General features: G+C 69.1%; 23 protein-coding genes. 11 read left to right on the top strand and 12 right to left on the bottom strand.

All coding sequences use genetic code 11. The annotated features are described in order from the left end of the window. Nucleotides 1-106: 106 nt before the first annotated feature. Nucleotides 107-781: a hemerythrin domain-containing protein gene (locus tag ACQPZX_RS14740; RefSeq protein WP_433380136.1), complete on the top strand. Its 675-nt coding sequence runs from the start codon at nucleotides 107-109 to the stop codon at nucleotides 779-781. A 61-nt stretch (nucleotides 782-842) separates the two neighbouring features. Here the strand turns inward: ACQPZX_RS14740 and ACQPZX_RS14735 are convergent, their stop codons facing one another. Further along, a complete protein-coding gene (locus tag ACQPZX_RS14735) occupies nucleotides 843-1,439 on the bottom strand; it encodes a TetR/AcrR family transcriptional regulator (RefSeq protein ID WP_433380133.1) in 597 nt (198 codons plus the stop codon). Between the two features lie 189 nt (nucleotides 1,440-1,628). After that, nucleotides 1,629-2,039, bottom strand: a complete 411-nt coding sequence (locus ACQPZX_RS14730; protein WP_433380130.1) for a GlcG/HbpS family heme-binding protein — start codon at nucleotides 2,037-2,039, stop codon at nucleotides 1,629-1,631. A gap of 98 nt (nucleotides 2,040-2,137) precedes the next feature. On the opposite strand from ACQPZX_RS14730, the gene ACQPZX_RS14725 reads away from it, so the two are divergent. After that, a complete protein-coding gene (locus ACQPZX_RS14725) occupies nucleotides 2,138-2,740 on the top strand; it encodes a TetR/AcrR family transcriptional regulator (RefSeq protein ID WP_433380127.1) in 603 nt (200 codons plus the stop codon). A 108-nt stretch (nucleotides 2,741-2,848) separates the two neighbouring features. Here the strand turns inward: ACQPZX_RS14725 and ACQPZX_RS14720 are convergent, their stop codons facing one another. Then, nucleotides 2,849-4,915 carry a M14 family zinc carboxypeptidase gene (locus ACQPZX_RS14720; protein ID WP_433380125.1) on the bottom strand — a complete coding sequence of 689 codons (2,067 nt, stop codon included), beginning with the start codon at nucleotides 4,913-4,915 and terminating at the stop codon, nucleotides 2,849-2,851. A gap of 284 nt (nucleotides 4,916-5,199) precedes the next feature. Here ACQPZX_RS14720 and ACQPZX_RS14715 point away from each other — a divergent pair, with 284 nt between their 5' ends. Next, the gene (locus tag ACQPZX_RS14715) at nucleotides 5,200-5,670 is read left to right on the top strand and encodes a hypothetical protein (protein WP_433380122.1); all 471 of its coding nucleotides are present in this window, start codon (nucleotides 5,200-5,202) and stop codon (nucleotides 5,668-5,670) included. A gap of 140 nt (nucleotides 5,671-5,810) precedes the next feature. Beyond that, on the top strand, nucleotides 5,811-7,790 hold the full coding sequence (locus tag ACQPZX_RS14710; RefSeq protein ID WP_433380119.1) for a GTP-binding protein: 1,980 nt from the start codon (nucleotides 5,811-5,813) through the stop codon (nucleotides 7,788-7,790). Here the strand turns inward: ACQPZX_RS14710 and ACQPZX_RS14705 are convergent. Beyond that, entirely contained in the window at nucleotides 7,787-9,130 is a 1,344-nt protein-coding gene (locus tag ACQPZX_RS14705) for a PQQ-dependent sugar dehydrogenase (RefSeq protein WP_433380116.1), read from the bottom strand. The genes ACQPZX_RS14710 and ACQPZX_RS14705 overlap by 4 nt on opposite strands. A gap of 218 nt (nucleotides 9,131-9,348) precedes the next feature. Continuing rightward, nucleotides 9,349-9,720, bottom strand: a complete 372-nt coding sequence (locus tag ACQPZX_RS14700) for a hypothetical protein (protein ID WP_433380113.1) — start codon at nucleotides 9,718-9,720, stop codon at nucleotides 9,349-9,351. Nucleotides 9,721-9,995: 275 nt separating this feature from the next. Here ACQPZX_RS14700 and ACQPZX_RS14695 point away from each other — a divergent pair, with 275 nt between their 5' ends. Further along, nucleotides 9,996-10,382 carry an STAS domain-containing protein gene (locus ACQPZX_RS14695; protein WP_433380110.1) on the top strand — a complete coding sequence of 129 codons (387 nt, stop codon included), beginning with the start codon at nucleotides 9,996-9,998 and terminating at the stop codon, nucleotides 10,380-10,382. Here ACQPZX_RS14695 and ACQPZX_RS14690 read toward each other — a convergent pair. Then, entirely contained in the window at nucleotides 10,379-10,936 is a 558-nt protein-coding gene (locus ACQPZX_RS14690; RefSeq protein WP_433380107.1) for a TetR/AcrR family transcriptional regulator, read from the bottom strand. The genes ACQPZX_RS14695 and ACQPZX_RS14690 overlap by 4 nt on opposite strands. A gap of 43 nt (nucleotides 10,937-10,979) precedes the next feature. On the opposite strand from ACQPZX_RS14690, the gene ACQPZX_RS14685 reads away from it, so the two are divergent. Continuing rightward, nucleotides 10,980-11,315: a DoxX family protein gene (locus ACQPZX_RS14685; RefSeq protein ID WP_433380104.1), complete on the top strand. Its 336-nt coding sequence runs from the start codon at nucleotides 10,980-10,982 to the stop codon at nucleotides 11,313-11,315. A 23-nt stretch (nucleotides 11,316-11,338) separates the two neighbouring features. Here the strand turns inward: ACQPZX_RS14685 and ACQPZX_RS14680 are convergent, their stop codons facing one another. Continuing rightward, nucleotides 11,339-11,737, bottom strand: coding sequence for a nuclear transport factor 2 family protein (locus ACQPZX_RS14680; RefSeq protein ID WP_433380101.1), 399 nt, complete (start codon nucleotides 11,735-11,737; stop codon nucleotides 11,339-11,341). A 90-nt stretch (nucleotides 11,738-11,827) separates the two neighbouring features. Between ACQPZX_RS14680 and ACQPZX_RS14675 the strand changes: the two genes are divergently transcribed. Together ACQPZX_RS14675 and ACQPZX_RS14670 are read left to right on the top strand one after the other, a co-directional pair. Next, nucleotides 11,828-12,337, top strand: a complete 510-nt coding sequence (locus ACQPZX_RS14675; RefSeq protein ID WP_433380099.1) for a TetR/AcrR family transcriptional regulator — start codon at nucleotides 11,828-11,830, stop codon at nucleotides 12,335-12,337. A gap of 155 nt (nucleotides 12,338-12,492) precedes the next feature. After that, nucleotides 12,493-13,056, top strand: coding sequence for a DUF1697 domain-containing protein (locus ACQPZX_RS14670; RefSeq protein ID WP_433380097.1), 564 nt, complete (start codon nucleotides 12,493-12,495; stop codon nucleotides 13,054-13,056). Between the two features lie 177 nt (nucleotides 13,057-13,233). Here ACQPZX_RS14670 and ACQPZX_RS14665 read toward each other — a convergent pair whose 3' ends face one another. Then, nucleotides 13,234-14,442, bottom strand: coding sequence for a hypothetical protein (locus tag ACQPZX_RS14665; protein ID WP_433380095.1), 1,209 nt, complete (start codon nucleotides 14,440-14,442; stop codon nucleotides 13,234-13,236). Between the two features lie 21 nt (nucleotides 14,443-14,463). Continuing rightward, complete coding sequence (locus tag ACQPZX_RS14660; RefSeq protein ID WP_433380093.1) at nucleotides 14,464-15,594, bottom strand: hypothetical protein; 1,131 nt, start codon at nucleotides 15,592-15,594, stop codon at nucleotides 14,464-14,466. Nucleotides 15,595-15,752: 158 nt separating this feature from the next. Here ACQPZX_RS14660 and ACQPZX_RS14655 point away from each other — a divergent pair, with 158 nt between their 5' ends. Continuing rightward, nucleotides 15,753-16,595: a hypothetical protein gene (locus ACQPZX_RS14655; RefSeq protein ID WP_433380090.1), complete on the top strand. Its 843-nt coding sequence runs from the start codon at nucleotides 15,753-15,755 to the stop codon at nucleotides 16,593-16,595. 279 nt (nucleotides 16,596-16,874) lie between these two features. Here the strand turns inward: ACQPZX_RS14655 and ACQPZX_RS14650 are convergent, their stop codons facing one another. Next, nucleotides 16,875-17,900: a methyltransferase gene (locus tag ACQPZX_RS14650; RefSeq protein ID WP_433380087.1), complete on the bottom strand. Its 1,026-nt coding sequence runs from the start codon at nucleotides 17,898-17,900 to the stop codon at nucleotides 16,875-16,877. 128 nt (nucleotides 17,901-18,028) lie between these two features. Beyond that, nucleotides 18,029-20,806, bottom strand: coding sequence for a BTAD domain-containing putative transcriptional regulator (locus ACQPZX_RS14645; RefSeq protein ID WP_433380084.1), 2,778 nt, complete (start codon nucleotides 20,804-20,806; stop codon nucleotides 18,029-18,031). A gap of 124 nt (nucleotides 20,807-20,930) precedes the next feature. Between ACQPZX_RS14645 and ACQPZX_RS14640 the strand changes: the two genes are divergently transcribed. Then, nucleotides 20,931-21,494, top strand: coding sequence for a dihydrofolate reductase family protein (locus ACQPZX_RS14640; RefSeq protein ID WP_433380082.1), 564 nt, complete (start codon nucleotides 20,931-20,933; stop codon nucleotides 21,492-21,494). Between the two features lie 169 nt (nucleotides 21,495-21,663). On the opposite strand, the gene ACQPZX_RS14635 is transcribed toward ACQPZX_RS14640, so the two are convergent. Continuing rightward, nucleotides 21,664-22,605 carry a helix-turn-helix transcriptional regulator gene (locus ACQPZX_RS14635; RefSeq protein WP_433380079.1) on the bottom strand — a complete coding sequence of 314 codons (942 nt, stop codon included), beginning with the start codon at nucleotides 22,603-22,605 and terminating at the stop codon, nucleotides 21,664-21,666. Here ACQPZX_RS14635 and ACQPZX_RS14630 point away from each other — a divergent pair. Then, a complete protein-coding gene (locus tag ACQPZX_RS14630; RefSeq protein WP_433380076.1) occupies nucleotides 22,579-23,619 on the top strand; it encodes an alpha/beta fold hydrolase in 1,041 nt (346 codons plus the stop codon). The genes ACQPZX_RS14635 and ACQPZX_RS14630 overlap by 27 nt on opposite strands. Nucleotides 23,620-23,692: the final 73 nt, after the last annotated feature.

Genomic DNA, 23,692 nt, shown 5'->3' with positions numbered 1-23,692 from the left:
AGCTGCTGCGGTGTCTTGTAGGTCACGCACTGCTAGACGATATCAATCAAGCACTTGATTGATATCGTCTGAAGGTCAGCACAGCCGATTCGGGAACGGACCCTTCATGACCGCACCACGCTTCGACGGCCCCAAGATCTGTGACGCCAGTGGGATGTTCGAGATCCACCGCATGCTCCTACGGTCGTTCGAGGAAGCCGTCGGGCTCGTCGACGGCGTCGCCGAAGGCGACCTCCGCCATGCACGGGTGGTCGCCGCACAGCTCCACCTGATCTCCAACGCGCTGCACGCGCACCACGAGGGCGAAGACTCACGGCTATGGGACATGATCGACCGGCGAGCTCCGGCATGCGCGCTGCACGTCGAGCGGATGAAGATCCAGCACGCCCAGATGCTCATCCATCTCGATGCGCTCGATCGGGCGGCGCCGACCTGGCGGGACTCCGCCGAGAGATCCGACGCCGCCCCGGTCCGGGACGCTCTCGAGAAGGTCTCGGCCGCCCTCAGGGCACACTTTCCTGACGAGGAGGCCAACATCGTTCCCGCCATCGAGCACGTGGTCACTCAGCCCGAGGTGAACTGGTTCAGCAAGCACGGCCGTCAGGCCACCCCGAAGGGCCAGGGATGGAACATGCTCGGCGCGATCCTCGCCGCGCAACCTGACGGCGGAACCCGTTGGCTGAAGAAGCACATGCCCGGCCCGGCCGGGCTGATCTGGCGGTTCATCGGCGCACCGCGCTATGCGCGCTTCCGTGCCGCGCTCGAAGGACGTTCGCGCTGACATCACGACCTCGCGGTGCCTGGCTCCCGGCACTGGTGCCGGGAACTCATCAGACTAGACGTCAGCCGCGATTGCGGACGGAGACCGACCGCAGAAGCTCGTCGGCCGCCCGACGAGTCAGTTCCGGCGTGAGGCCGAACTGGGAGAGCAGGCTCTTGAGGAACCCGATGACGATCGCGGCGGCAGCGTCGGGATCGAGATCGCTACGGAACTGACCGTTCTCCCGTCCCGAAGCGAACAGCGGCCGCAGGAACCCGGCCCAAGCCTCGTCGTTGGCCTGCAGGGTCGCGCGCAGCTCGGGATCCCGCCCCGCCCGGGCGTTGAGTTCGTTGAGCACCACGAACCCGTCCCGGTCGGCCTCGAAACGGTCGAGGATGCGCTTGATGTGCTCGGCCAGCACCGCCTCGGGATCTGTCCCAGGGTCGATTCGCGGGACCGGCTCGAGGTCGCCGAGGATCCGGTCGACCACCGCTTTGACGAGCGACTCCTTCGACGGGAAGTAATAGTGCAGCGTGGCGATGTTGATGCCCACCTGATCGGCGACGTCACGCACCCGCAGACCCTCGAACCCGAGCATCGCGATCGACCGCTGCGCCACGGTGATGATCTGTGCGCGGCGCTGCTCACCGTCGGACCCCGCACGCCTTCCGGCCGGCATGAGCCCTCCTGACGATGTCGATCAGCCGCTCGACAACAAGCCTAGGGGCCGTCGGCGTGCACCCGAAGCCGAGGGCATCAACGTACGCCCACTGGCGGTCATGACAGTTCGCCGGCATTCCCGCGCCGAAGTCGGACCATCATCAGCGCTCATACCCAATGCTTCTGAAGCCGGCGGTCCGGATCGCGGCTAGGGGGCGAAGACGGCAAGCGCAGCTTCAGCGCATTCGTCGTCTTGGCCAGGCACGGTACCGCCGCTCACCGCCAGCGCACCAAGGACGGTGTCCCCCCGCACGATGAGCACTGAACCGGCGCCCGCCAGGATCGGCACGCACACGGCCCGATCGAGCTGGGCGAAGAAGGCAGGCGAGGTCTCCTTCATCTTGCGCAGTGCGGCACCGTCGCGGCGGAAGAGCGCAACGCTGGCCGCTTTGGCCTCGGCGATCTGCGCTGAGAGCGGCGGTGCGCCGTTCATGCGGCCGAGGGCCTGAAGGTGTCCGCCCTCGTCGACGACAGCGACCGTCACCGACGCAGCTATCTCGGCGGCACGCTCGTGTGCGCCGGTGATGACTGCCTGTGCCTCGTGGAGTGTCAACGGCATAGCGATCCCCTTAAGCAAACGGGCAGGAACTTGTCTTACACAAGAGCATGATTGAAGTACAGGTGTAGCGCAATAGCTGTACAGCTATTCTTGCCGGGATGGACACCAGGGGCCGGCGCAAGCAGAACACCCGCGGGCAGGGCGACCTGCTACGCGAGGAGATCTTGACGGCCGGCGTGCGCATGCTTGACGAACTCGGCGACGATCAGGCGCTGTCGCTCCGCGCGATCGCCCGCGCCGTCTCCGTCGCCGCGACCTCGGTCTACCTCTACTTTCCCGATCGCGACGCACTCGTCCTTGCCGCCACCGAGCGCTGCCACGAGGAACTCGTCGCCGCCGGCGACGCCGCCGAGGGCGCCCACGACCACCCCGCCGAGCAGCTGCGGGCCCGCATCCTGGCCCAGGCCGAATGGGCCCAGACCCACCCGGGCCTCTACAAGGTGCTGCACGAAAGCGCCGTCCACCGCCGCCTCGGCATGCCGTTCAAGGAGGTCATGGTGGAACGCACCCGCACCGCGGTCCAACGCTGCATGGACGCCGGCGTCGCCCCGCGCGACGACGCCCTCACCGTGACGATCGACCTGCGCACCGCCGTCAACGGCATGCTGGCTCAGCGCATCAACGAACCCGACCTGCCCTGGCCCCCCATAACCGACCAACTCGACCGCTTCCTGACCAAACTGGTCGGCCTACAACTCTGACGCCATGTCGACCCTGCCGTCATACGCGAGCCAAACGAGGCCTGACTCGCGCGGCCGGCGAACCGGCGGAGTGGTTGGTTGACCTGCTCCGCCGGTTCTCGATCTGACTCAGAGGGCCACGCATTGCCCCGTCTTCGCCCCGATGACCTTGTTGGGGACCTCGAGGTCGGTCGGCGCCGGAAGGTTGCCTGTGCAGCTCAGCGTGCTGGAGATGGTGTTGCCTGCCAGGTACGGCGCGCCGCCGTCGATGTTGCCGGCCAGGGTTACCTGGCCCAGCAGGGGCGAGCCGATCAGCGAGACCGGGCCGGCGGTGCGGCCGACCTGGACCGAGCCACGCACCTGCGTGTTGCCGAGGAAGACCCCGGCGGCGCCGTCGGTCGTGAGCGGGCCGCCGATCGTGGAGCCGGTGGCGATGAGCGTCCCGCCGGGGCGCACGGTGACCCCGCCGTTGACGGTGGCTGCCGACAGGCAGGCGAACCCGTTGATGGTCAGCGGGAGGGGTTGCGGGCCGGTGAGCGTCGGGAAGACCCGCTCGGCGCTGACCCACGGCTCCGCGGCCTGCCCGTCCAGCAGCAACGGGATCAGGCCACGCTCGGGCTGGGCCAGCGGCACGATGAAGCCGTCGGCGACCTGGACGACCTTCCATCCGTGATCGGCGATCCGCTGGGCGACGGTGGTGCCGATGCCGCCGGGGCCGTCCGTACGCCCGCCGTTGTATTGCTTGTCGGTGAGCTTGTAGGCGCACGGCGCGTTGTCCAGGATCTGGTCCGGGCCCGGCTGGTCGGCGGGCGGCGGCGCCTCACCCGGGTGCGGCGCGGGGTGCGCGGGGATGATCCGGGAGCCGCGGAACACTATCCGGCCGGAGTTGCCGGACTGGAACTGGATCGCCGCGCTGCGGGCCGCCCGGATGTCGAGGAGTTGGGCGCGGTGGAAGTCCAGGAACGAGTTGAACGTCCAGAGCGCGGAGAATGTCTTGCGTCGCCGGTTGTTCGCCGCGTTGGTCTCGTCGGGACGGGTCGGGCCGCCGGCACTGCGCAGCTCGAGCAGTGAGTTGACAGTGTTCTTCAGGCCGAGGGTGTTGCGGAGGATGGTTTCCTCGGACAGGCCCACGGGTCCGCCGTTCTGGCAGCCGTACGGGCATGGCCACCAGCCGGCCTTGGCGCCCTGGACGTACATGTGGTTCTCGATCATGTCGAGCGACTCGTCGAAGATCGGCTGAGCTACGTTCTGGTGCCGCGGCGGCAGCATCGGCAGGTCACCGGCCTGATTGTTGCTGAACTCGTGACCGTCGTAGCCGGCCACCGGGCGGTAGTCGCGCAGCATTCGCACGTACGCCGCGGTCTCCGGTTGCCGGATCAGTGAGTAGTCCCGGTTCAAGTCCTGCCCGGTCGAGTTACCCCGGGTGTCCGCGGCCCGGCCGTCCCCGTTGATCGACGGGATGATCAGCACGGTGGTGTTGCGGAGCAGGTCCAGCGTCCGCGCGTCGGTGCCGAACGCGAGCTGCCGGGCCATGATCAGGCACGCCTCCCGGTCGCTGGGCTCGTTGCCGTGCACGTTGCAGTTGATCGCCAGCGGCGAGGTCTTGGCGACGGCGTCCGGAGTGGCCGGCGGCGCCGGAAGACCGATGACGAACATGTTGATCGGCCGGCCCTGGACGGTCCGGCCGATCTCGACCACCCGCATCCGGTCGCTCAGCCGGTCGACGGCCGCGGTGTAGGCGAATTCGTTGACGTCGCTGGTGAATTGCGCGGCCCGGGTGGTCTCCCACTGCGTACGCAGGTCTTGCCCGGGAATGCCCGGGTCACCCGGTGGCGGGAGCGTGGTGCCGAACACGGGGGTCGAGTAGGGCTGCTCCGCTGTCCCGATCCGGGCGCGCACGCGCCACTGGAACCGATCGCCGGGGTTGAAGCCGGCGTCCGCGAAGGTCGGCGACCCGTTGTTGACCTGGCGGTTGGGCCGCCACACACCGACGACGGTGGGAGTTGCGGTGGGGGTGTCGTCGGCGTCGACGGCGGTGCGCTCGATCTGGTAGTCGGTAGCGCCGTCCACCGGCGTCCAGGCCACGGTGGTGAACCCGTCCGCCTGGCTGACAGTGACGTTCGTGACCTGGTTCGGCTCGGTCGCTGCGTGGGCCGGTCCGGTCTGGACGAAGGAAAGAGAGGTAGCGACAAGCATGACGGATAACGTGAAGACGATCGACCGCCGCTTCTTCATGGGACCTCCGATAGAGCTGGCCTGAAAGGCGATGGCCGGACGGTGCCACCGCCCGCTGGAGGGAAACTGATGCGGCGCTGAAACGCCCGGCGGCCGGGCGCTGGTTTGGCTATCGTCTGGCCAGCCGACCGACAGCCTCCGGTCGCTCAGTCAGGTGCGCCGACTGTCCACGGTCTGCCGCCGATCATCCGGGATTGACTCGCAGACCTCGACGCCACGACCGGCCCCGGTCACCGTGTCACTTCATGACGTACCCGCCGCAGCCCAGCAAGCGCCGTCGCGCCTCGACCGCGGTTCTCGGCGGCGTTGCCGTCGTGCTGGTGCTCGGCGCCGGGGCCGGAATCGCCGGCGCGTTCCTGAACAACGACAAGGACACCGCCGGCGCCGACGCCGCCGAGACCCGGGTGGCCGAGGCCGGCGCCCAGGCGACGGGGCCTACGGCGGACAACGTGAAGCTCACAGCGAAGATCACCCAACAGACCTGCTACGGCGACGCAGGCTGCGCGGTCACCTGGCACCCGGAGGTGACCTACACCGGGCCGGTCACCGGCGCCTGGGTCATCTCGTACGACATCTCCGGGATTGGGTCCGGCCCCGACACGGGGCGGATCGTGATGTCCGGGGCGACCCCGGCCGGGAAGAACGACCAGCAAGCCCGCACGGCGGCGAAGGACAGCCAGATCACGCTGAAGGTGACCGGCGTCGAGCTGGGTTGACCTCGTCGTGCACAAATAGGTCGCTCGCCGCCCGGGCCCGTGCGAAGCTGGCCTGGATTGAAGCCGAACACTAGGAGTCCGAATGCGCTCAGCTGTCATGTCTCTCGAAAACCTGTCCGCCGGTTCGAAGGATGTGGCTGTTGTCGCGCACGCTCAATCTTGGCGTTTTGGCGCATGTCGACGCTGGTAAGACGACACTGACCGAACGTCTGCTCTTCGAGGCAGGCGCCATCGGTGCGATCGGACGTGTCGATGACGGTACGACGCTGACCGATTCGCTCGATCTGGAGCGCCGCCGTGGCATTACGATCCGCTCGGCGATCGCCTCGCTGGTGATCGAGGATGTGTCTGTCAACATCATCGATACGCCCGGCCATCCCGACTTCATCGCGGAGGTGGATCGCGTCCTCGGCGTACTCGATGGCGCGGTGTTGGTGGTTTCCGCGGTGGAGGGTGTTCAGCCGCAGACGCGGGTGCTCATGCGCGCGCTGCAGCGCCTGCGGGTGCCGACGTTGATATTCATCAACAAGATCGACCGCGGTGGTGCCGATGTGGCTGGGGTGCTGCGCGGAATCGAACGCCGGTTTGCCGTCCGTGCGGTGCCGTTGACCCGGGCCATCGACGAGGGCACACGCGCGGCGGCAACCGTCACGCCGGCCCCGGACGACTTCTACTCCGCGCTGATCGAAGCGCTTGTCGACTACGACGATGCACTGTTCGAGGCGTACATCGCCGACCCGGCAGCTGTGACGAAGGCTCGGCTGCGAGCGGTGCTCGCGGACCAGACGTCGAAGTCACTCGTGTACCCGGTCTACGTCGGCTCGGCGGCGACCGGCACCGGTATCCCCGAGTTGATGGATGGGCTGATCAGCCTGCTGCCGGTGGCCGAGCGTGACGATCGCGGACCGTGCGCCGGCCGCATCTTCAAGATCGAGCGGGGTGCCGGCGGCGAGAAGATCGCGTACGTGCGGATGTTCTCGGGAGCCTTGCACGTACGCGATCGCGTGCACGACGACGAGGACAAAGTTACCGGGATCAGCGTCTTCGAGCGCGGGGCGTGGGTGCGCCAGGGCGCCGTCCGGGCAGGCGATATCGGCAAGCTGTGGGGCCTCGCTCACGTCCGGATCGGCGAGCCGATCGGCCTGCGACAGGAGGATGCGGTGCCGCATCATTTCGCGCCGCCGACGCTGGAAGCCCGGATCGCGCCCGACCGGCACGAGCAGCATGTCGCATTGCGGGCCGCCCTCGCACAGCTCGTCGAGCAGGACCCGCTCATCAACATCCGCTCCGAGCCGTCCGGCGAGCTGGCCGTCTCGCTCTACGGCGAAGTTCAGAAGGAAGTCATCGAAGCGACGCTCGCCGCCGATTACGGCATCGCGGTGACGTTTCGCGAGACCACCCCGCTGTACATCGAGCGGCCGACCGGCACCGGCGCGGCGGAGGAGATCCTCAACAGCGCGACCAACCCCTTCCACGCCGCCATCGGCCTGCGCGTCGAGCCGGCCACGACCGGATTCGAGTTCCGCCTCGAGGTCGGCTTCCAGTCGGTGCCGCTGTACGTCTATCGCAACATCGATGAGTTCGCGAGCGCCATGGAGCAGTACGTCCGCGCCGCCCTTCAGGAAGGTCTGTACGGCTGGGCGGTGAACGACTGCCTGGTCACCATGACCAGCAGCAACTACAGCATCGCCGACGGGCCGCCGTCGAGACGCGGACCGCTGAGTACCGCCGCCGACTTCCGCAAGCTGACGCCCCTCGTACTGATGCAGGCTCTGCACAACGCCGGTACCTACGTCTGCGAGCCGATGTCCCACGCGCGGATCGACGCGCCTGCGACGAGTATGGGCAGCGTCCTTGCCATGCTCGCCCAGCAAGGGGCAGCGGTCCAGGCACAGTTGATACGCGGTGAGGACATCAGTATCGAGGCCGAACTGCCGGCCAGAGATGTCCAAGCGCTGCAGCGCAGGTTGCCGGCCGCCACGAACGGAGACGGCGTGATCGAGTCGATATTCGCCGGGTATCAACCGGTGCGCGGCGAACCACCGACGCGACGACGTACCACTCCGGATCCGTTGAACCGGCAGGAGTACCTGGCGGCCATGAATGGCCAGACCCGCTAGGAGGTGGTGACGCGGTAGATGGCGCCTGCCAGGTCGTCGCTCACGTAGAGGGCGTGGTCGGGACCCTCGACTGCCATGACCGGGCGGCCCCAGCGGGAGCCGTCCGCGTTCTGGAAGCCGGTCAGCAGTGTCCGCTGGGGGCCCAGGGCGCCGTCCTTCCAGGCGAAGAAGGACACCTCCGGCGGGCGGGGTGGCTTGCGATTCCACGAGCCGTGGACGCCCACCAGGGCGCCGGGGCCGTAACCGCCGGGCAGGCCGGGTGAGGTCACAAAGCTCATGCCGAGAGGAGCCGAATGGGCGCCCATCCCCTGCTCGACCGGGGGCAAGGTGGCGCAGTCCAGCCTCGTACCATCGGGATTTGTCTGGATGTCCCGGACGAAGGGGCGGTTGGTGTAGCTCAGCGGGGAGTCCTTCTTGCCGGGCTGGAGGTCGGGGTCTGGGTTGCAGTACGGCCAGCCGAGGTCGCGGCCCTGGGTGAGGCGGGCCAGGGGCTCCAGAGGCTGGTCGTTCACGTACCACTGCATGACCTTGCCCCGGTCGTCGCCGGCGTACGGATAGCCGATGTTGTCGCGGTTGTTGACGGCGGTCCAGACTCCGCCGTCGGGATCGATCGCCAGGCCGGTGCCGTTGCGAACGCCTCGGGCGAAGGTTGAGGCCTTCCCGCCGCCGGGCGGGACGCGGAGGATCGAGGCCCGCTCCGGGTCGGCGTCGCGGTCGTCGGCGGAGATGTTGCCGGTCGAGCCGACCGAGATGTAGAGGGCGCCGTCCTTGCCGACCGCCACGCTCTTGAGGGCGTGGGCGTAGGCGCCGCCCAGCTCGGGGCTCTTCGCGTCGGGGAGGCCGTCGACCACGACCCTGCTGCCCGACACCGCGCCGTTGCGGTAGGTGAAGGAGTCCAGCTGGTCGCTCTCGGCCACGTACAGCGTGGTGCCGCTGAACGCCAGGCCGTGCGGTTGATCGAGGCCGCCGACCAACGTGCTCTGCGACGGGACGGAGCCGCCGGGGGTCAGCGCGACGACGTCGCCGAACTTCGGCCGGGAGACCAGCAGGCGGCGGTCGGGGGTCCAGGCCAGCAGGCGGGCGCCGGGCAGCCGTGCCCACACGCTGATCGTCCAGCCGGGCGGCGCCATCAGGGTCCTCGTCTGGTCGAACGGGGCCGCGGCGGTCCCGGCCGGCGGGCGCACGTCCGTCGGCGCCAAGGCAGGCACGTCGACGGTGCCCGAGGACGGCTGCACCGTCTCGCGCGGCGGCTCGGACGCGCCCGAGGACAATGACGAGCACGCCGCCATCGTGAGCGCCAGACCACCGGCCACCATGGCGTGCAACAGAGCTCTTTTCACCACTGCATTTCTACCTACGGCAGCGCCGCTCGCCAAGCCGCGCCAGGCCCGGCCGATATGCCACGAGACGGGCGGTCCTCTTCGTAGGTCATGGTCTGCGGCGGCCATGCCCCTGCCCACGTAGAGAGTCCAGGTCCGCTGCCAGCTTTGGTCGACCACTCGTCGGCGCCATCGTCCGATCGAGCAACGCGAACTGCCGAAATACTGGGACTGCAGTGTCACCTGCCGGTTCGTCGAGAGCCGGGTCGCCGGCCACCACGCGCGGGCCCGGAACTGCGGGGTCGGGTCGGCTGATCAGCCGGTCCGTCGACGGCGCCGGGGCTGGAGAACGACACCGAAGGCGCCGCCGGACGGGAAGATTTCGGTGGCGGCCACTGCGACGCCGCGATCTGGGCCCCGGTGACCGGCAGGGTGGGCGAGATCTGGTCGAGCAAGCGCTGCGCCACAGCAGCGTCGATCTCGAGGTCAGCGCTGATGCGAACATCGGCCGCGGTCGCCAGGTCGACGACGTCGTCGCTGGTGAACGCATCGGCTCCGAGAGCACTCAGCCGCCGCGCGAACTCCTGGGCATTGACCATTTGCAGCCTCATCGTCGGATTGTTAATGATCCACAGTAACCCCCGCCTTCGGTCGGCGGATCCTGCGCCCACTGCGCGGCGGTCCGCAACTCTTCGGGGAGCTGATCGTGCTCGGGGGTCGGCAGAGCGGTCACGCTCAGCGCAACCCATGCTACCCGTGCTGCCCGCGACGACGGCCTGGTGATCCTGATCCACACTGACTGCACCGGGACGGCGTTGACAACTCGGGAGTCCGATGATAGGTGCCTATCGTGGCGGTAAATGGGGGTGGGTGCTGGAGGTGAGGCATGATCGACGAGATCTGGGACTACGACGTCACACACGAGGGACGGACCTGCACCGTCAGCGTCTCCGGTGAAATCGACATGAGCGTCAGCCTCGATGTGTTCGCCGTGTTCGCCTCCGCACTCGATCGTCCCGACATCGACCACGTACGGGCGGACCTGGCAGCAGTGTCATTCCTCGGATCGGCCGGACTCGCCATCCTCGTCAATGCCAAGCTCCTAGCCTGCGACCGTGGCAGGCAATTCACCGTTACCGGGGTCAAAGGACTCCCGCTGCAGGCCATGGAAATCACCGGCCTGCTGCCGGTCTTGACCGATATGCAAGGCTCGCTGGCCCGCTTCGTCACCGAGGATGATGCGCTTCGGCTCGACGACCGCGGAGTGATCTAGTCCGCCGCGGCCACCTGGTGCAGGCGGGCTTCGGCCGCGCGGAATCGGTCGCCCTCGATGGCCAGAGCGGGGTCGACCAGTGTCTGGAAGAGCAGGCCGTTGAACAGAGCCAGCGCGAGGCCGGCGGCGTCGATGCCGGCCGTGTCGGTGCCGGTGCTGAGCACCGATGCGACGGTATGGCGGGTGCGGCGGAAGCCGGTGGCCAGGGTCTCCCGGACGCGCTGGTCGTGTGGGGCCCGGGCCAGCGCGGCGAGGAATGTGCGGGCGAGCCCGGCGTGGCGGTGCCGGGTGGTGGCCACGATCTGCATGGCCCGGAAGTAATCGTGCGTGCCGGCCAGCGCATCGGTGATCTCCGTCAGCCAGCGGTCGAGCCCGGCAACGACTGCCTCGGTGACCAGGTCGTCCTTGGAGCCGAAATGGTAGGTGATCGAGGCGAGGTTGGCGCCGGACTCGTCGGCGATGGCGCGAGCGGTGACCCGCTCGGGCGGGAGGCGCTCCAGGCATCGCAGGGTGCCGTCGATCAGCTGGGTCCGGTTGCTGCGCTGTGGGCTCACGGAGTAAATTGTACAAACGTTTAGATTGAGGGGGTGGCGGCCCATGACGGTCGCCGTGTCGCTGGTGCTTGCGGTGCTGCTGCTGGTCACCGCGGGCCGCAAACTCAGCCATGCCCCTGGCGTTGTCGAGACCTACCGCCGCGTGGGTGTGCCTGAGCAGCGGCTGAACCTGCTGGCGCTGATCCTGATCGCCGGCGCGGCCGGGCTCGTGGCCGGTCTGTGGTGGCAACCGCTGGGCGTGGCCGCTGCCGGCGGGCTGGCCGCCTACTTCGTACTGGCCGTGGTGGCGCACGTGCGCCACCACGATCTCAAGCCACTGCCGACGCCGTTGGTCTTTCTGGCGCTGTCGCTTACGGCATTGGCCCTACACGTCACCTGAGCCGCGTTGAACAGGTTCGGAGCTCAGGCATGCAGTGGCACCCGGCGCGGGCGGATCGTCCGCCGGATGATCCGCCACCCGGCCGGCCCGGCGCGGAGCACGTCCTCGTAGACGACGCTGCCACAGTGCCCGTTCACGCCGATGCCGATGCCTTTGCTGATCGCGTTGACGGTGCCGTCGTCGCCTTCGGTCAGCACGATGTTGGTCACGTGGTGTGCGACCGGGTGCTCCTCGACCGCTCGAATAGCGTCGTTCATCGCTGCCAGCCCAGCCCGCACGCCGAGCCCGAAGTCGCTGAGGTCGAACTCCGCGTCCGGCGCGAACAGCTCGTCCATCCGGTCGAACGCGCCCCGGTCGGTGAGGTGGCCGTGCATGTTGATCAAATCGGTGATGGCTTGCCGGTCGCTCGAGATGAGAGCCACGAGGTCCTCCCGTATCATCGAAATGGGGACGCCCCCATTTAACTGGGGGCATCCCCGTTTAGCAAGCGCTTCCCGTCGGAAGGAGACATCATGGCCCGAGCGGATGCCACGCGGAACGCCGACCGCTTGCTCTCCGCGGCTCGCGAGCTGGTCGCCGAGCGAGGCGCCGAGGTGCCGCTGGACGAGGTGGCGAAACGGGCCGGTGTCGGCAACGCCACGCTCTACCGCCACTTCCCGACCAGGGCCGACTTGCTCGTGGCGGTCTACGCCGACGAAGTCGACCGTCTGGTGAGGCTGGGCGCCGAAGCCGACCTGTTCACCTGGCTCGACGCGTATGTCGAGCATGTGACGACCAAGCGTGCCCTGGCTATGGCCGCGACCGAGGGGCCGGCCGGACGGCGCGCCGAGTTGTCCGGGCGCTGGCATCAGACGATCACCGAGACCGCCGCCGCGCTCGTGGCCCGGGCCGCCCCGGAACTGCGTCCCGGGCTGACCGCAAAAGACCTGCTCGCATTGGCCACCGGCGTGGCCCTGACCGCGGTCGACGCGGCCCACGCTCGTCGATTGCTCGCCCTGGTACGGACCGGCGTGCAGGGCTGAAGGCCGCGCCGCCCGAGCGGAGCTGGTCGAGATCAGTGCGTTCGGCCGGGCCCGGTCCGGGGTTTGTTTTGCGATTTCTTCGACCGGTCCTCGAGTTATTCTGCGCGGGCGGGAGTAACTTTGCGTGCCCTTCGGTAGTGGGTACAGTGGACGAGGTGAAGACGTTCCTGATCCTTTTGCGCGGCATCAATGTCGGCGGCAAGAACAAGGTTTCCATGACGGAGCTGAAAAAGTGCCTGGAAGGGCTCGGCTTTTCCGACCCCGCAACCTACATCGCCAGCGGGAACGTCGTCGTGACATCGGACCGGGACGCCGACGAGATAGCGACTCGAATCGAAGCGGCGCTGCCCAAGGCTTTCAAGCTCGACAGCGATCTCATCAAAGTTCTGGTCATCACGCGTGATCAACTCCAGGCGGTCGTGGACCACAGGCCGAAAGGCTTCGGTGACCAGCCGGACAAATACCACACCGACGCGATTTTTCTGATGGGCATCGAGGCCGCCGAGGCGATGGCCATCTTCAATCCACGCGAGGGTGTCGACAGGGTCTGGCCCGGCAATGGTGTCGTCTATTCGCAGCGTCTCAGCGCTCAGCGCACAAAGAGCCGGCTAAACTCGATGATGTCTTCACCACTCTACAAGTCGATGACCATTCGCAGCTGGAACACAACGGTCAAGCTGCTGGAAATGCTCAATGCCAGAGGCCCTGCCGGGGGCTAGCAACGCACGCCGCGCGGCGTGCATCGCCGATCACTACTGGCGACTGCACACCCAGCCCCGCCAGCAATGGGAACAGGAAGTCGTCCACGGCTGACAGCGGCCGAAAGGCGCCGCGCTGTCGGCGGAGTGCGGTCCGGCTCACCCGGGAGGCGGGCCGGACCGCGGTGATGGTTCCGGTCAGGAGCGGTGCATCGCGAACGCGCGGTTGTTTCCGTCGGCCGGTACGGTGTTGCCGACCGCCCAGACCTCGGTCGCCGAACCGGACACGGCGGCAATGCCACGCAGTGTGGTCGAGCCGGCCGGGCCGGTCGGAACGGTGGTGTCCGGCGCCCACGACGTCCCGTTCCAGTGCAGCACGGTCCCGGGATCACCCGGGCCGCCGGCCGCCCAGACGCTCGTCGACGAGTTGGCGGTGACCGACGCGATCCCGCCGTTGCCGATGTTCGGCAGCGTCGTCAGCGACCACCTGGCGCCGTTCCAGTGCATCGCGATCGGCCGGGCCGGCTGGAAGCCGGAGATGTCGCTGGTGCCGCCGACCGCCCAGGCGTCGTTGGCCGAGATCGACACGACGCTGCTGAGAACCTGGGTAGTTCCGGCCGGGGTCGGAATCGCCGGGTTCGGGCTGGGCACGACCGTCCAGGTGGAGCCGTTCCAGTGCATGGTGAGCGTGAACTTGTTGGCGTTCGTGCCCTGCGCGCCCTGGGTGTAGCCGACCGCCCAGATGTCGTTCGCGGACCGCGCCGAGATCCCGTTCAGCGTGGTGCCGACGAACGTGTTACCGGACGGCACGGTGGGAACCGGCGCGGGGATGATCGTCCAGGCCGACCCGTTCCAATGCTCGATCAGCGCCCGGTTGGCCTCGCTGCGGCCGACCGCCCAGACGTTGCCGCCGCCCAGGTTGGCCACACCGAACAGGATCGACTTCGACCCGCCGGTGGTGGCCGGCACCGGCACCAGGCTCCAGGCCTGGCCGTCGTAGTGCGCCGTTATCGGGTCGGTGTGCGCGAACCCGGTCTTGTTGGTGGAGCCGACCGCCCAGACGTCGTTCGCGGCCGAGGCGGACACGGCGTTCAGCTTCTCGTTGAACCGGAAGACGTTGGGCGTGGGCAGCGCCGTCCACGTCGTGCCGTTCCAATGCTCGGCCAGGATGGCCGAGCCGTCGTCGTCGTTCGCCCGCTCGAAGGTGCCGACCGCCCACGCGTCGGTACTGGTCCGGGCGGTGACGGCGTTGAACACGTTGTTGAACGGGACGCCGTCGGGCACCTGGTCCGGGGTCGGTGTCGAGACCCAGGTCGGTGCCGCGAGAGCACCACCTGCGGTCAGGACAAGCGCGGCGCCGACCGCCGGGAGCACCACGCCGAGGCGCCGGCTGATGGATGATTTCATGGCTTTGTTCCCTCTCATGGCTCAGCCCACGACCCGGAAGGCGATCGAGGACGACTGCCCGGTGGTGGGGTCCCACTGGCCGCCCACCGCCCATGCGGTGGTGGCGTCGGCGGTCGTGATCGCGCCGAGCGTGGGAATGCCGACGCCGCCGGTCACGGTCACCGGGGTGACGGTCCACGTGGTTCCATTCCAGTGGGCGAGTGCAGGCTTGCTCGGGTCGTCGGCGGCTGCCCCGGTCACCCAGACGTCGGTCGCGGACCTGGCGGTCACTCCACCGAGGTTCACCAGCGGCGGCGCCGCGACGGTGCTCCACGAGGTGCCATTCCACCGTACGACGAGGGCCGCGCCGCTGGTGCCGACGCCGACCGCCCACGCGTCCGTCGCCGAGAGCGCCGCCACGTCGTACAGGAAAGTGCTGCCGTTGTTGGGGCTGGCGACCTGGGTCCACGCCGTGCCGTCCCAGTGCAGGATCTGCGACTGCCGGATCTTGTTGCCGTACGGCAGGTTCAGCGAATACCCGACGGCCCAGACGTCCCGCGTCGAGACGCCGTCGACCGCGGTCAGGAAGTTGGTACGGGTGCCCGCGCTCGGCGTCGGCACGGCGCTCCAGGAGGTGCCGTTGTAGTGCATCGCCAGCGTCTTGCGGAAGGTCGAGCCGGCGGATGCCGTCTCCCCGACCGCCCAGGCGTCGCTCGCCGAGAACGCCTTGACCGCGGAGAACTCGGTGTCCGTCCCGGCCGGCTTGGGCAACGCCTGCCGACTCCAGGCCGTACCGTTCCAGCGCAGGGCGACGGCCGACTTGGCCCCACCATTGGCAGCCGTCGTGTTGCCGACGGCGACCGCCGATCCGGCCGACGTCGCGTCGACCCCGCTCAGGTCGGCCCAGCTGTTCGCGCCGCCGCTGAGCAGGTCCGGGCTCGGGAACACGCTCCATCTCGTACCGTTGAAGCGCTGGATCACCCCGTTGCCGTTGCCGCCGACAGCCCACCCATCAGAAGGTGAGACGGCGTCCACGCCGAGAAACCCGCCGAAGAAGCCGGTCGACGCCACCGGTATCTGGGTCGCGGTGGCGGCCCACGCGGGACCACCGGTAGCGACCACCACGCCGAGGGCCACCGCCGAGCCGGCGGCGGCCACAAGTGCCTTTCTCACGTTTCCCCCTCACGTTCGATAGCCGGACGATGCCACCGCCCGCTGGAGGGAAACTGATGCGGCGCTGAAACGCCCGGCGGCCAGGCGCTGGTCTCCCCGATGACCGCCACCGACTGGCTCACGCCGGGCGGGTAGCGCGGAGCTCTTACGCTGGCGCAGTGACGTTCGTCGTTGCGATTGCGGCGTGCTTCGGGGTGGGGCTGCTGATGCTGGCCCCCGTCCTCGTCTGGCTGTCGGTGAAGAGCCGGCGCGACGCCCGGTGGGTTCGGCGGCATCCCGTCTCGCCCGCCGCGGCCGTACGGCTCGGCGTCGCGCTTCCGCAGCGGTACGCCCTGTTCGGGCTGACCGCGCCGGGGCCGGCTGGGACGGTTCGCACCCTGCTCGACGGGACGCCCGCGGTGTGGTGCCGCACCATGGTTTACACGCGGCGCAGCCTCGGGGAGGACCGGGGCGAGCTGCGCGTGCTGTTCGAGCAGACGTTCGGGGAGCCGTTCGGTGTGGCGGACTCGACCGGCACGGCCGCGGTCGCCGGCAACTTCCTCGAGGCGTTCCTCTTCAACGGACATCCACCGCTCTGGCGCCGCATACGCATCCCGGAAGGCCAGCCGGGCGAGCAACTGGTCCACCGCGCCGTCGACGAGCTGACCGCGAAGCGGGACGAGCCGGGGCCGTACCTGCGGGCAGCGATCGAACGCGGCCTGGTGGGGCCGGGCGCGCGCCGCCGAGTCGACGAGGTGGGCGTTCTCGAGGAGTACATCGCGGCTGGTCAGCCCCTGCACGTGATCGGGAAGCCGGCCATGCTGGACGGCGGGGTGCCGGGGCTGACGATGCCCCGCCGGGGCCGCTACCTGATCGTGAGCCGGGAGCCGGCCGAGACCGAGGCGGAGCTGGTCGGCGACGGGCGGTCCAGCCTGGGCTGCGGGCTGTGGGTGCTGCTCATCGGCGCCGTTGCCGTGGCCGTCAGCTTCGCCGTGGCGTACAGCGCGGGCTTCCTGGGCTGAGGCGCGCGACGCGAGACGCGCCGAGTATCTGCCGAGATGAGTATGCCGGGCCTAAATCGCAACGATGGCATGTAATTTGGCCAAGCAACGCAATGTGCCTGCTCCGATAGCGCCATTATCCGCAATTAGATCGGCGCAATAGCGGGATCGCCGTTCGTGGCCGACCTTTCCGAGAGATGGTAGCCCCTGCTGACCGCGGGTGTGTCCAGATCCTTTCCCTGATTCTCACTGAGGAGGGGCTGCTGCGGTCCTGAGACGATGCAGACGACGACGGCCCGGTCAGGCACACACCGCCTCGAGGATCGACATATCCGATGCCGTCGCAACGACCCGCTCGAGCCGGAAACCGCAGGTCTGCAACAGCGACTCGTGTTCGCTTCGGGTGCGTTGCCTGCCCCCGGTGTGGATGAGCATCATGATGTCCATGGCTTTGGACCAGTCGGGCCCAGGGTCGTCGGGGATGACGCTTTCCACCAACAACAGCCGCGCATGCGGCGCAGCGGCCTTCCGTACGGCGGCCAGGATCGCCGTGGCCCGCTCGACGTCCCAGTCGTGGATCACGTCCATGAGCACGTAGGTGTCGCAGACTGGCAGCGGATCCTTGAAGAAGTCGCCAGCTTGCAGTGTGAGCCGATCGGAGGCGATCTCCGCGGCACGCTCGATCACCGGGGACAGGTCGAAAAGGATGCCCGTGGTTCGCTCGGCGGCGTCCACCACCGCCTGCAGTAGGTGTCCTCGGCCGCCGCCGATGTCGGCGATCGTTCCGCAGTCCGAGAAGTCGTAGGCGGCCAGGACACTCGCGACCTGGATACGCGCCTTGGAGACCATCGCGGCGTCGAAGACCCGGCCCGCCTCGGGATCACTCTGAAGGATGGCGAAGAACCCGTCCGGGTTCAGCTTGTTCGCGGCCGGGAGTCCGGTCTGGAGTGAGTAGTCGAAGTAACCCAGCTGCTTTGCAGTACGTTCGGTTCCGAATGTTGCCACGAAGTCACGCCAAGACAGGGGATGGTCGGAACGGAGCATTCGCGACGCGCCGGTGTGGGTGAAGCGGTCATCGCCGGCCGCGAAGACGCCGTGGGCTGCGAGGAGGCGAAGCACACGACCGAGGGCCTCGGGATTTGCCCCGGTAACCTCGGCCAGCTCCGCGGCCGTCCGCGGCGTGTCGTCGAGCGCGTCGGCGACGCTGAACCTGGCCACGGAGGCCAGACAGTGCCCGACAAACAGGCCCCCGAGCGCCCCGGTCAGTGTGTCGAAGGGCCCGGTCTGTCGATCGATCGCGGCATGGTGATCATCACTGGCGGGCATGAAACGCCTCCGATTTGTCCCCGGCTGCAGGCGGACGGCGCAATCGTCGTCGCAATCATTGTGCGAGCCGTACGGCGTTGTCGACAGAGCGATAAGTACGCGACGCGGCATCGGAGCTGCAACCACCCTCAGCGGCGTTGGCTTCGCCGGAAGGCGTCGGCGATGGACCTGTCGGTGAGTGACAGCTGGGCGTGGATCTGGTCGGCGGTGTCCGGGTCGAGGTCGTCGAGGAGCGTGTGGGCTTGGCGCCACTGCTCGCGGGCGGCCTCGGGGTCCCCGGCGAGGTGGTGGCAGGCGCCGAGGTGGGCCAGCAGGCTCGCCTCGGCGTACCGGTCGCCGAGCTCCCGGAACAGGTCGAGGGACGGCCGGTAGTAGTCGGCGGCGCGGCCGGGGTCGCCCGACTGCAGTCGGGTGTCGGCGAGGCAGGACAACGTGTGGGCCTCGTGGGCGCGGTTGCCGAGCTTCTGATGCAGGACGAGGGCCCGCTCCAACAGGTCGACGGCCCGGTCGCGGTCGCCCAGCCGGCCTTGGTGCCAGCCGCAGTTGGTGAGCGCGATGGCGCGGCCGACGTCGTCGCCGAGCCTCTCGAACAGGTCACGGGCGCGCAGGGCGGCGGCGAGCGCATCGGCCTCCCGGCCCTGGATGGCGTATACGAGGTCGCGGTGGTAGTGCGTCCACGCCTGACCTGCGGGCTCGTCCCGGGACCGGTCCAGGGCCGTGTCGAGGTTGCGGTGGGCGTCGTCGAAGCGGCCCAGGTCGGCCAGCGTGACGGCCAGGTTCCGGTACGCGCGGGCCTCCTCCAGCGGATCGCGCAGCCGGCGGGCGGCGGCCACGGCGGCCTGCTGGGTGCCGGGTCGGTCGTGCCAGCGACCCAGCCGGTGCAGGATGTCGAACAACGCCCGCGCCAGGTGGCAGGCGTGCCGGTCGAGGCCGAGGTCGGCGGCGAGGGTCAGGGCGGCGTGCAGGGCGGGACGCTCGGCCGCGAACCAGGCAAGCGCATCGTCGGGTCCGGTGAAGGCGGTGACGCAGACGCCCGCGGCGGGCGGGTCGGGGACGGCCGCGTCGATGTGCCCGTGCAGGAGCACCGTGGCGGCGTAGGCGGTTTGGGCGTAGTGGTCCACGACGCGGCGCCGCGCGGCTGTCCGGTCCGCGTCGTGCGTCTCGCACAGCTCGGCGGCGTAGGAGCGCAGCAGGTCGTGGCACGTGTAACGGCCGGGGGCCACCTCGGTGAGCAGGGTGGCGCGGGTCAGCTCGGCCAGCGGTGCCCGTACCTGCGATTCGGGGACGCCAGCCAGGCTCGCGGCCGCGGCAACTGTGCTCTCGGAGCCGGGATGCAGGCCGGCGACCAGCCGGAACACGCGCGCCGCCGGCTCGTCGAGCGTCCGGTAGGACCACGAGAAGATCGCCCGCACGTCGACGGCGCGGTCCAGCGCGCCGAGGGCGTCGCGGAGCTCATCGGCGAGCGCACCGAGCGGAAGGGTGGGACGGATCGCGGCGCGGGCCGCGACGATCGCCAACGCCAGTGGCAGCCCGGCGCAGCCGCGGACAATCTCCTCGGTGACGGCGGGCTCGGCGGCAATCCGATCCGGGCCGAGCCGGTTCGCCAGCAACCGCCTGGCCTCATCCGGCGGGAGCGGGTCGAGGGCGAGCGGACGCGCCGCGTACGTCATGATCAGCCCGGCGAGGTGGTCCCGGCTGGTCACCACCACCAGGCAACCGGGCGCCGCGGGCAGCAGCGGGGCGACCTGATCGGCGTCGCGGGCGTTGTCCAGCAGCACCAGCATCCGCCGCCCCGCCAGCAGGCTGCGATAGAGCCCGGCCTGAGCGGCCGCGCCGGCCGGCAGCCGGTGCGGCGGCACCTGCAGCGCGACAAGGAACTCGACGATCGCCGCTTCCGGCGCCACCGCCTCCCCCGACGCGTCGTATCCTCGCAGCCCGGCATAGAGCTGACCGTCCGGGAACCGGTCGGCGACCCGGTGCGCCCAGTGCACGGCGAGCGTGGTCTTCCCGACACCGGCCGTACCGGCGATCACCGCGACCCGCGGGGACCCCGGCGTCCTGCCGTCCAGCGCGCCGAGCAGTGCGTCCAGCGCCGCCACCTCCGCCTCCCGCCCGGCGAAGCCCTCGACGGCGGCCGGCAGCTGCCTGGGAACCGCACGCCCGCCAGGCACGGTCCGCGCGCCGTGCGCCAACAGGTCGGCGTGCACCTGCCGGAGCTCCAGGCTCGGGTCGGCACCGAGTTCGTCGGCGAGCCGGCGTCGGATCGTCTCGTACAACTCCAACGCCTCGGCGGGGCGGCCGGCCGCCTCCAGGATCCGCAGCAATCGCACCCACAGCGACTCCCGCAGCGGATGCCGCTCGGCCAACTCCGCCGCCTCCGCCGCGTCCGGGCGCGATCCGCCCGCCAGCTCCAGGTCGATCCGCCGCTCGAACGCGGTCAGGTACCGCTCCCACAGCGCCGGGGCCACCGTCAGCTCCAGCCAGTCCGACCGGATCCCGTCGAACGGTACGCCGCGCCACAGCGCCAGGCCGGCGGCCAGCCGAGATCGTTCCGTTGCTGGGTCCGGCGCCGCCGCGGCTTCGTCGAGCAGGCGGCCGAACCGCAGCGCGTCCACCCGGTCCGGTTCCACGGCCAGCAGGTAGCCACCCGGACGGGCCGCGACCAGCTGCTCACCCGCGGTACCGACGGCCCGACGCAACCGCTTGATGTTCGTGCGGACGTTGGCCCGCTGGTCACCACCGGCACCAGCGCCCCACACCGCGGCCGACAACCGCTCCAGCGGCACGGTATGGCCCGCCGACATCGCCAGCACCGCCAGCAGCGCGCGCAACCGCCCGGCCGGCAGCTCGACCGCCCGCCCGCCGACCGATACCCGCAACGGGCCCAGCAGGTCGACGGTCAGCACGAGGAACGCCTCGCCATCAATCGCCTCGCCAGCACCGGTGCAGTTTCACCGAACTGACAGAACAATGCCACGCGCATCCGACCAAACTAGCGATGATCCGCTCGCAGCTCACCGAGGAGGCCAGGTGCCCATTTCCGTACTCGACATGTCGGTGTCCCTTGATGGCTACATCGCCGATCCCGACGACTTCCTCGGGGGCGACGACGGGGAGCGGCTGCACAAGTGGGGCGACGCGGACGGGGAGCCGTCGGGACCGGTCAAGCAGTTCCGGGACGAGTGGAGCGAGGCCGGTGCGGTCCTCGCGGGACGGCGGACCGCCGAGCTGATGGATCACTGGGGCGGTAGTCATGCCGGCCGTCCGATCATCGTGCCCAGCCACCGCCCGCCCGGGCCGGCCGCCCGCTGGGGCTACCCCCTGGTGACGTACGTGACCGACGGGATCGAAAGCGCGATGGCGCAGGCGAAGGCCGTCGCCGGGGACCGGGACGTACAGGTGCGCGGTGCGTACACCGGGCAGCGGGCGATCGAGGCCGGAGTGCTGGACGAGGTGCAGATCCATCTGATCCCGGTGCTGCTCGGTCGCGGCCGCCGGCTGTTCGACGTATTGCCGTCGCTCGTCGAGCTGGAGATCGTCCGGGTGATCGACACGCCGGAGGCCACCCATATCCGCTACCGCATCCGACGCTGAGCCCGGTCGACTCAGGCCGGGGGGTGATCCGAGCTCACGCTGCTCCTTGCCGCGTCGATGACGAGCGGCATCCTTGCTCACAGCTCGTCGTTACGGAGGCGGGAGAGCTGGGCGGGTAGATGGCGCTCATCTCGTCGTGGTGTCGTGCGAGCAGTTCTGCCGTACGACGTCAGTGGCGGTCTGAGCCGTATCGCTCGGCGAGCGCGTTGCCGATCGATGCCAGGTGGTCTCGCACACGCGGAGGGCCGGTCACCTCGAGGTATTCGACCAGCCCGGCAAGCTCGCCGGCGAGTATGTATTCGTCGTTGCCGCGGATCACGATCTCGATGCGGCCGTCGGTCGTGGAACCTCCCACTTCGAGTCGAGCGCCGAACCCCATCCGGAGCACGTCTATCCCGTGTGGCGCGCACATCGCCCGGGCCTCGAGGGGTGTTCGCTTGCGTTCGACCTCGTCGGCGATCGCGCGCCAGCTCTCGGCAAGGTCGAAGTCCTCGGGCCGGTGCACGGGATCGGCGGTCGGGTCGACGGACGACACGCGGTCGATCCGGAAGGTCCGCCGGCCGGTCTCGGTGTTGGAGACGAGGTACCACGACGGGCCCTTGGCGACGATGCCCAGCGGGTGGACGGTTCGCTCGGTTTCGGTGCCTTCGCGGTCGACGTAGCCGAGCCGGACCTGGACACCGCGGATCACCGCGTCCTGGAGCTCGTCGAGGAAGCGAGGCGGTCGGGTCTCGACCCGGCTCGACCCCCATCGTTGCGGGTCCGTGACGAGCGACGACGCCGCCGACTCGGCCTGCGCCCGGAACGGCTCCGGCAGGGCATGGACGAGTTTGCGCAGCGCCGCTTTCACGGCCGGCGTGACAGACGAGGCCGGGCCGGCGACCAGGAACAGGGCGCGGGCCTCACTCGCGGTCAACCCGGACAGGTCGGTGCGGGCGCCTCCCACGAGGCGCCAGCCGCCGCCCCGGCCCTGCACGGAGTACACCGGCACGCCGGCCATGCCGAGGGCGTCGAGGTCGCGGCGGGCGGTGCGCTCGGAGATCTCCAGCTCCCGGGCGACCTCCGCCGCGGTCACCTGCTCGCGATGTTGCAGCAGGAGGAGGATGGCCATCAACCGGTCGGCTCGCACCCCGGCAACACTTCCACCAAAACCGGTCAGGAGGTGACCGGTATCGGTCCGCAAGATACCGGCATGACAACCGATTTTCCCGAGCCCACCCGCATTTCGGTCAACGGTGTGGAACTCGAAGTCTTCGAAGCCGGCCGGCAGAACGCGGGGAACCCCATCGTGCTCTGTCACGGCTGGCCGGAGCACGCCTTCTCCTGGCGCCATCAGATGCCCACCCTCGCGGCAGCGGGCTACCACGTCATCGTCCCGAACCAGCGGGGTTACGGCAACTCGTCCCGTCCCGCCGAAGTGACGGATTACGACATCGAGCACCTGTCGGGTGACCTCGTCGCCCTCCTCGATCACTACGGCTACGAGGATGCCACCTTCGTCGGCCATGACTGGGGCGCGTTCGTCGTCTGGGGCCTGACCCTGCTGCACCCGAACCGGGTCAACGGCGTGGTAGCGCTGAGCGTGCCCTACCAAGAGCGCGGAGAGATGCCCTGGATCGAGCTCATGGAGGCCGTGCTCGGCGCCGACTTCTACTTCGTCCACTTCAACCGGCAGCCGGGCGTCGCGGACGCCGTGTTCGAGGAGAACACATCCCAGTTCCTTCGGAACCTGTACCGGAAGAACGTGCCCCTCGCAGAGCCTCAGCCGGGCAATGCGTTGATCAACCTCGCCGGAGCGGAAACCCCACTCGGTGACCCCGTCATGAGCGACAGCGAACTGGCCGTCTTCGTCTCCGCCTTCGAATCGGGAGGGTTCACGGGCGGAATCAATTGGTACCGAAACCTGGACCGCAACTGGCGCCTACTGGCGGACGTGGACCCGATCGTCCGACAGCCCACCCTCATGATCTACGGCGACCGCGACACGGTCGCGAGGGCTGAAAGACTGACGGAATTCGTGCCGAATGTGGAAGTGGTCAGTCTGGACTGCGGTCATTGGATCCAGCAGGAGAAGCCGGAGGAAACGACTGCGGCGATTCTGAAGTGGCTGGACCAGCGGGAATGATGAACGCGGCGCACAACTAACCCGCGCTGGTGTGAGCCTCGTACGCGCCGATCGGGGCGCACCGGCCACCCGG

Origin of the sequence: Actinoplanes sp. CA-142083 (assembly GCF_050942195.1) — a bacterium.
Lineage (GTDB): Bacteria > Actinomycetota > Actinomycetes > Mycobacteriales > Micromonosporaceae > Actinoplanes.
This window is presented reverse-complemented; position numbering and strand designations above follow the sequence as displayed.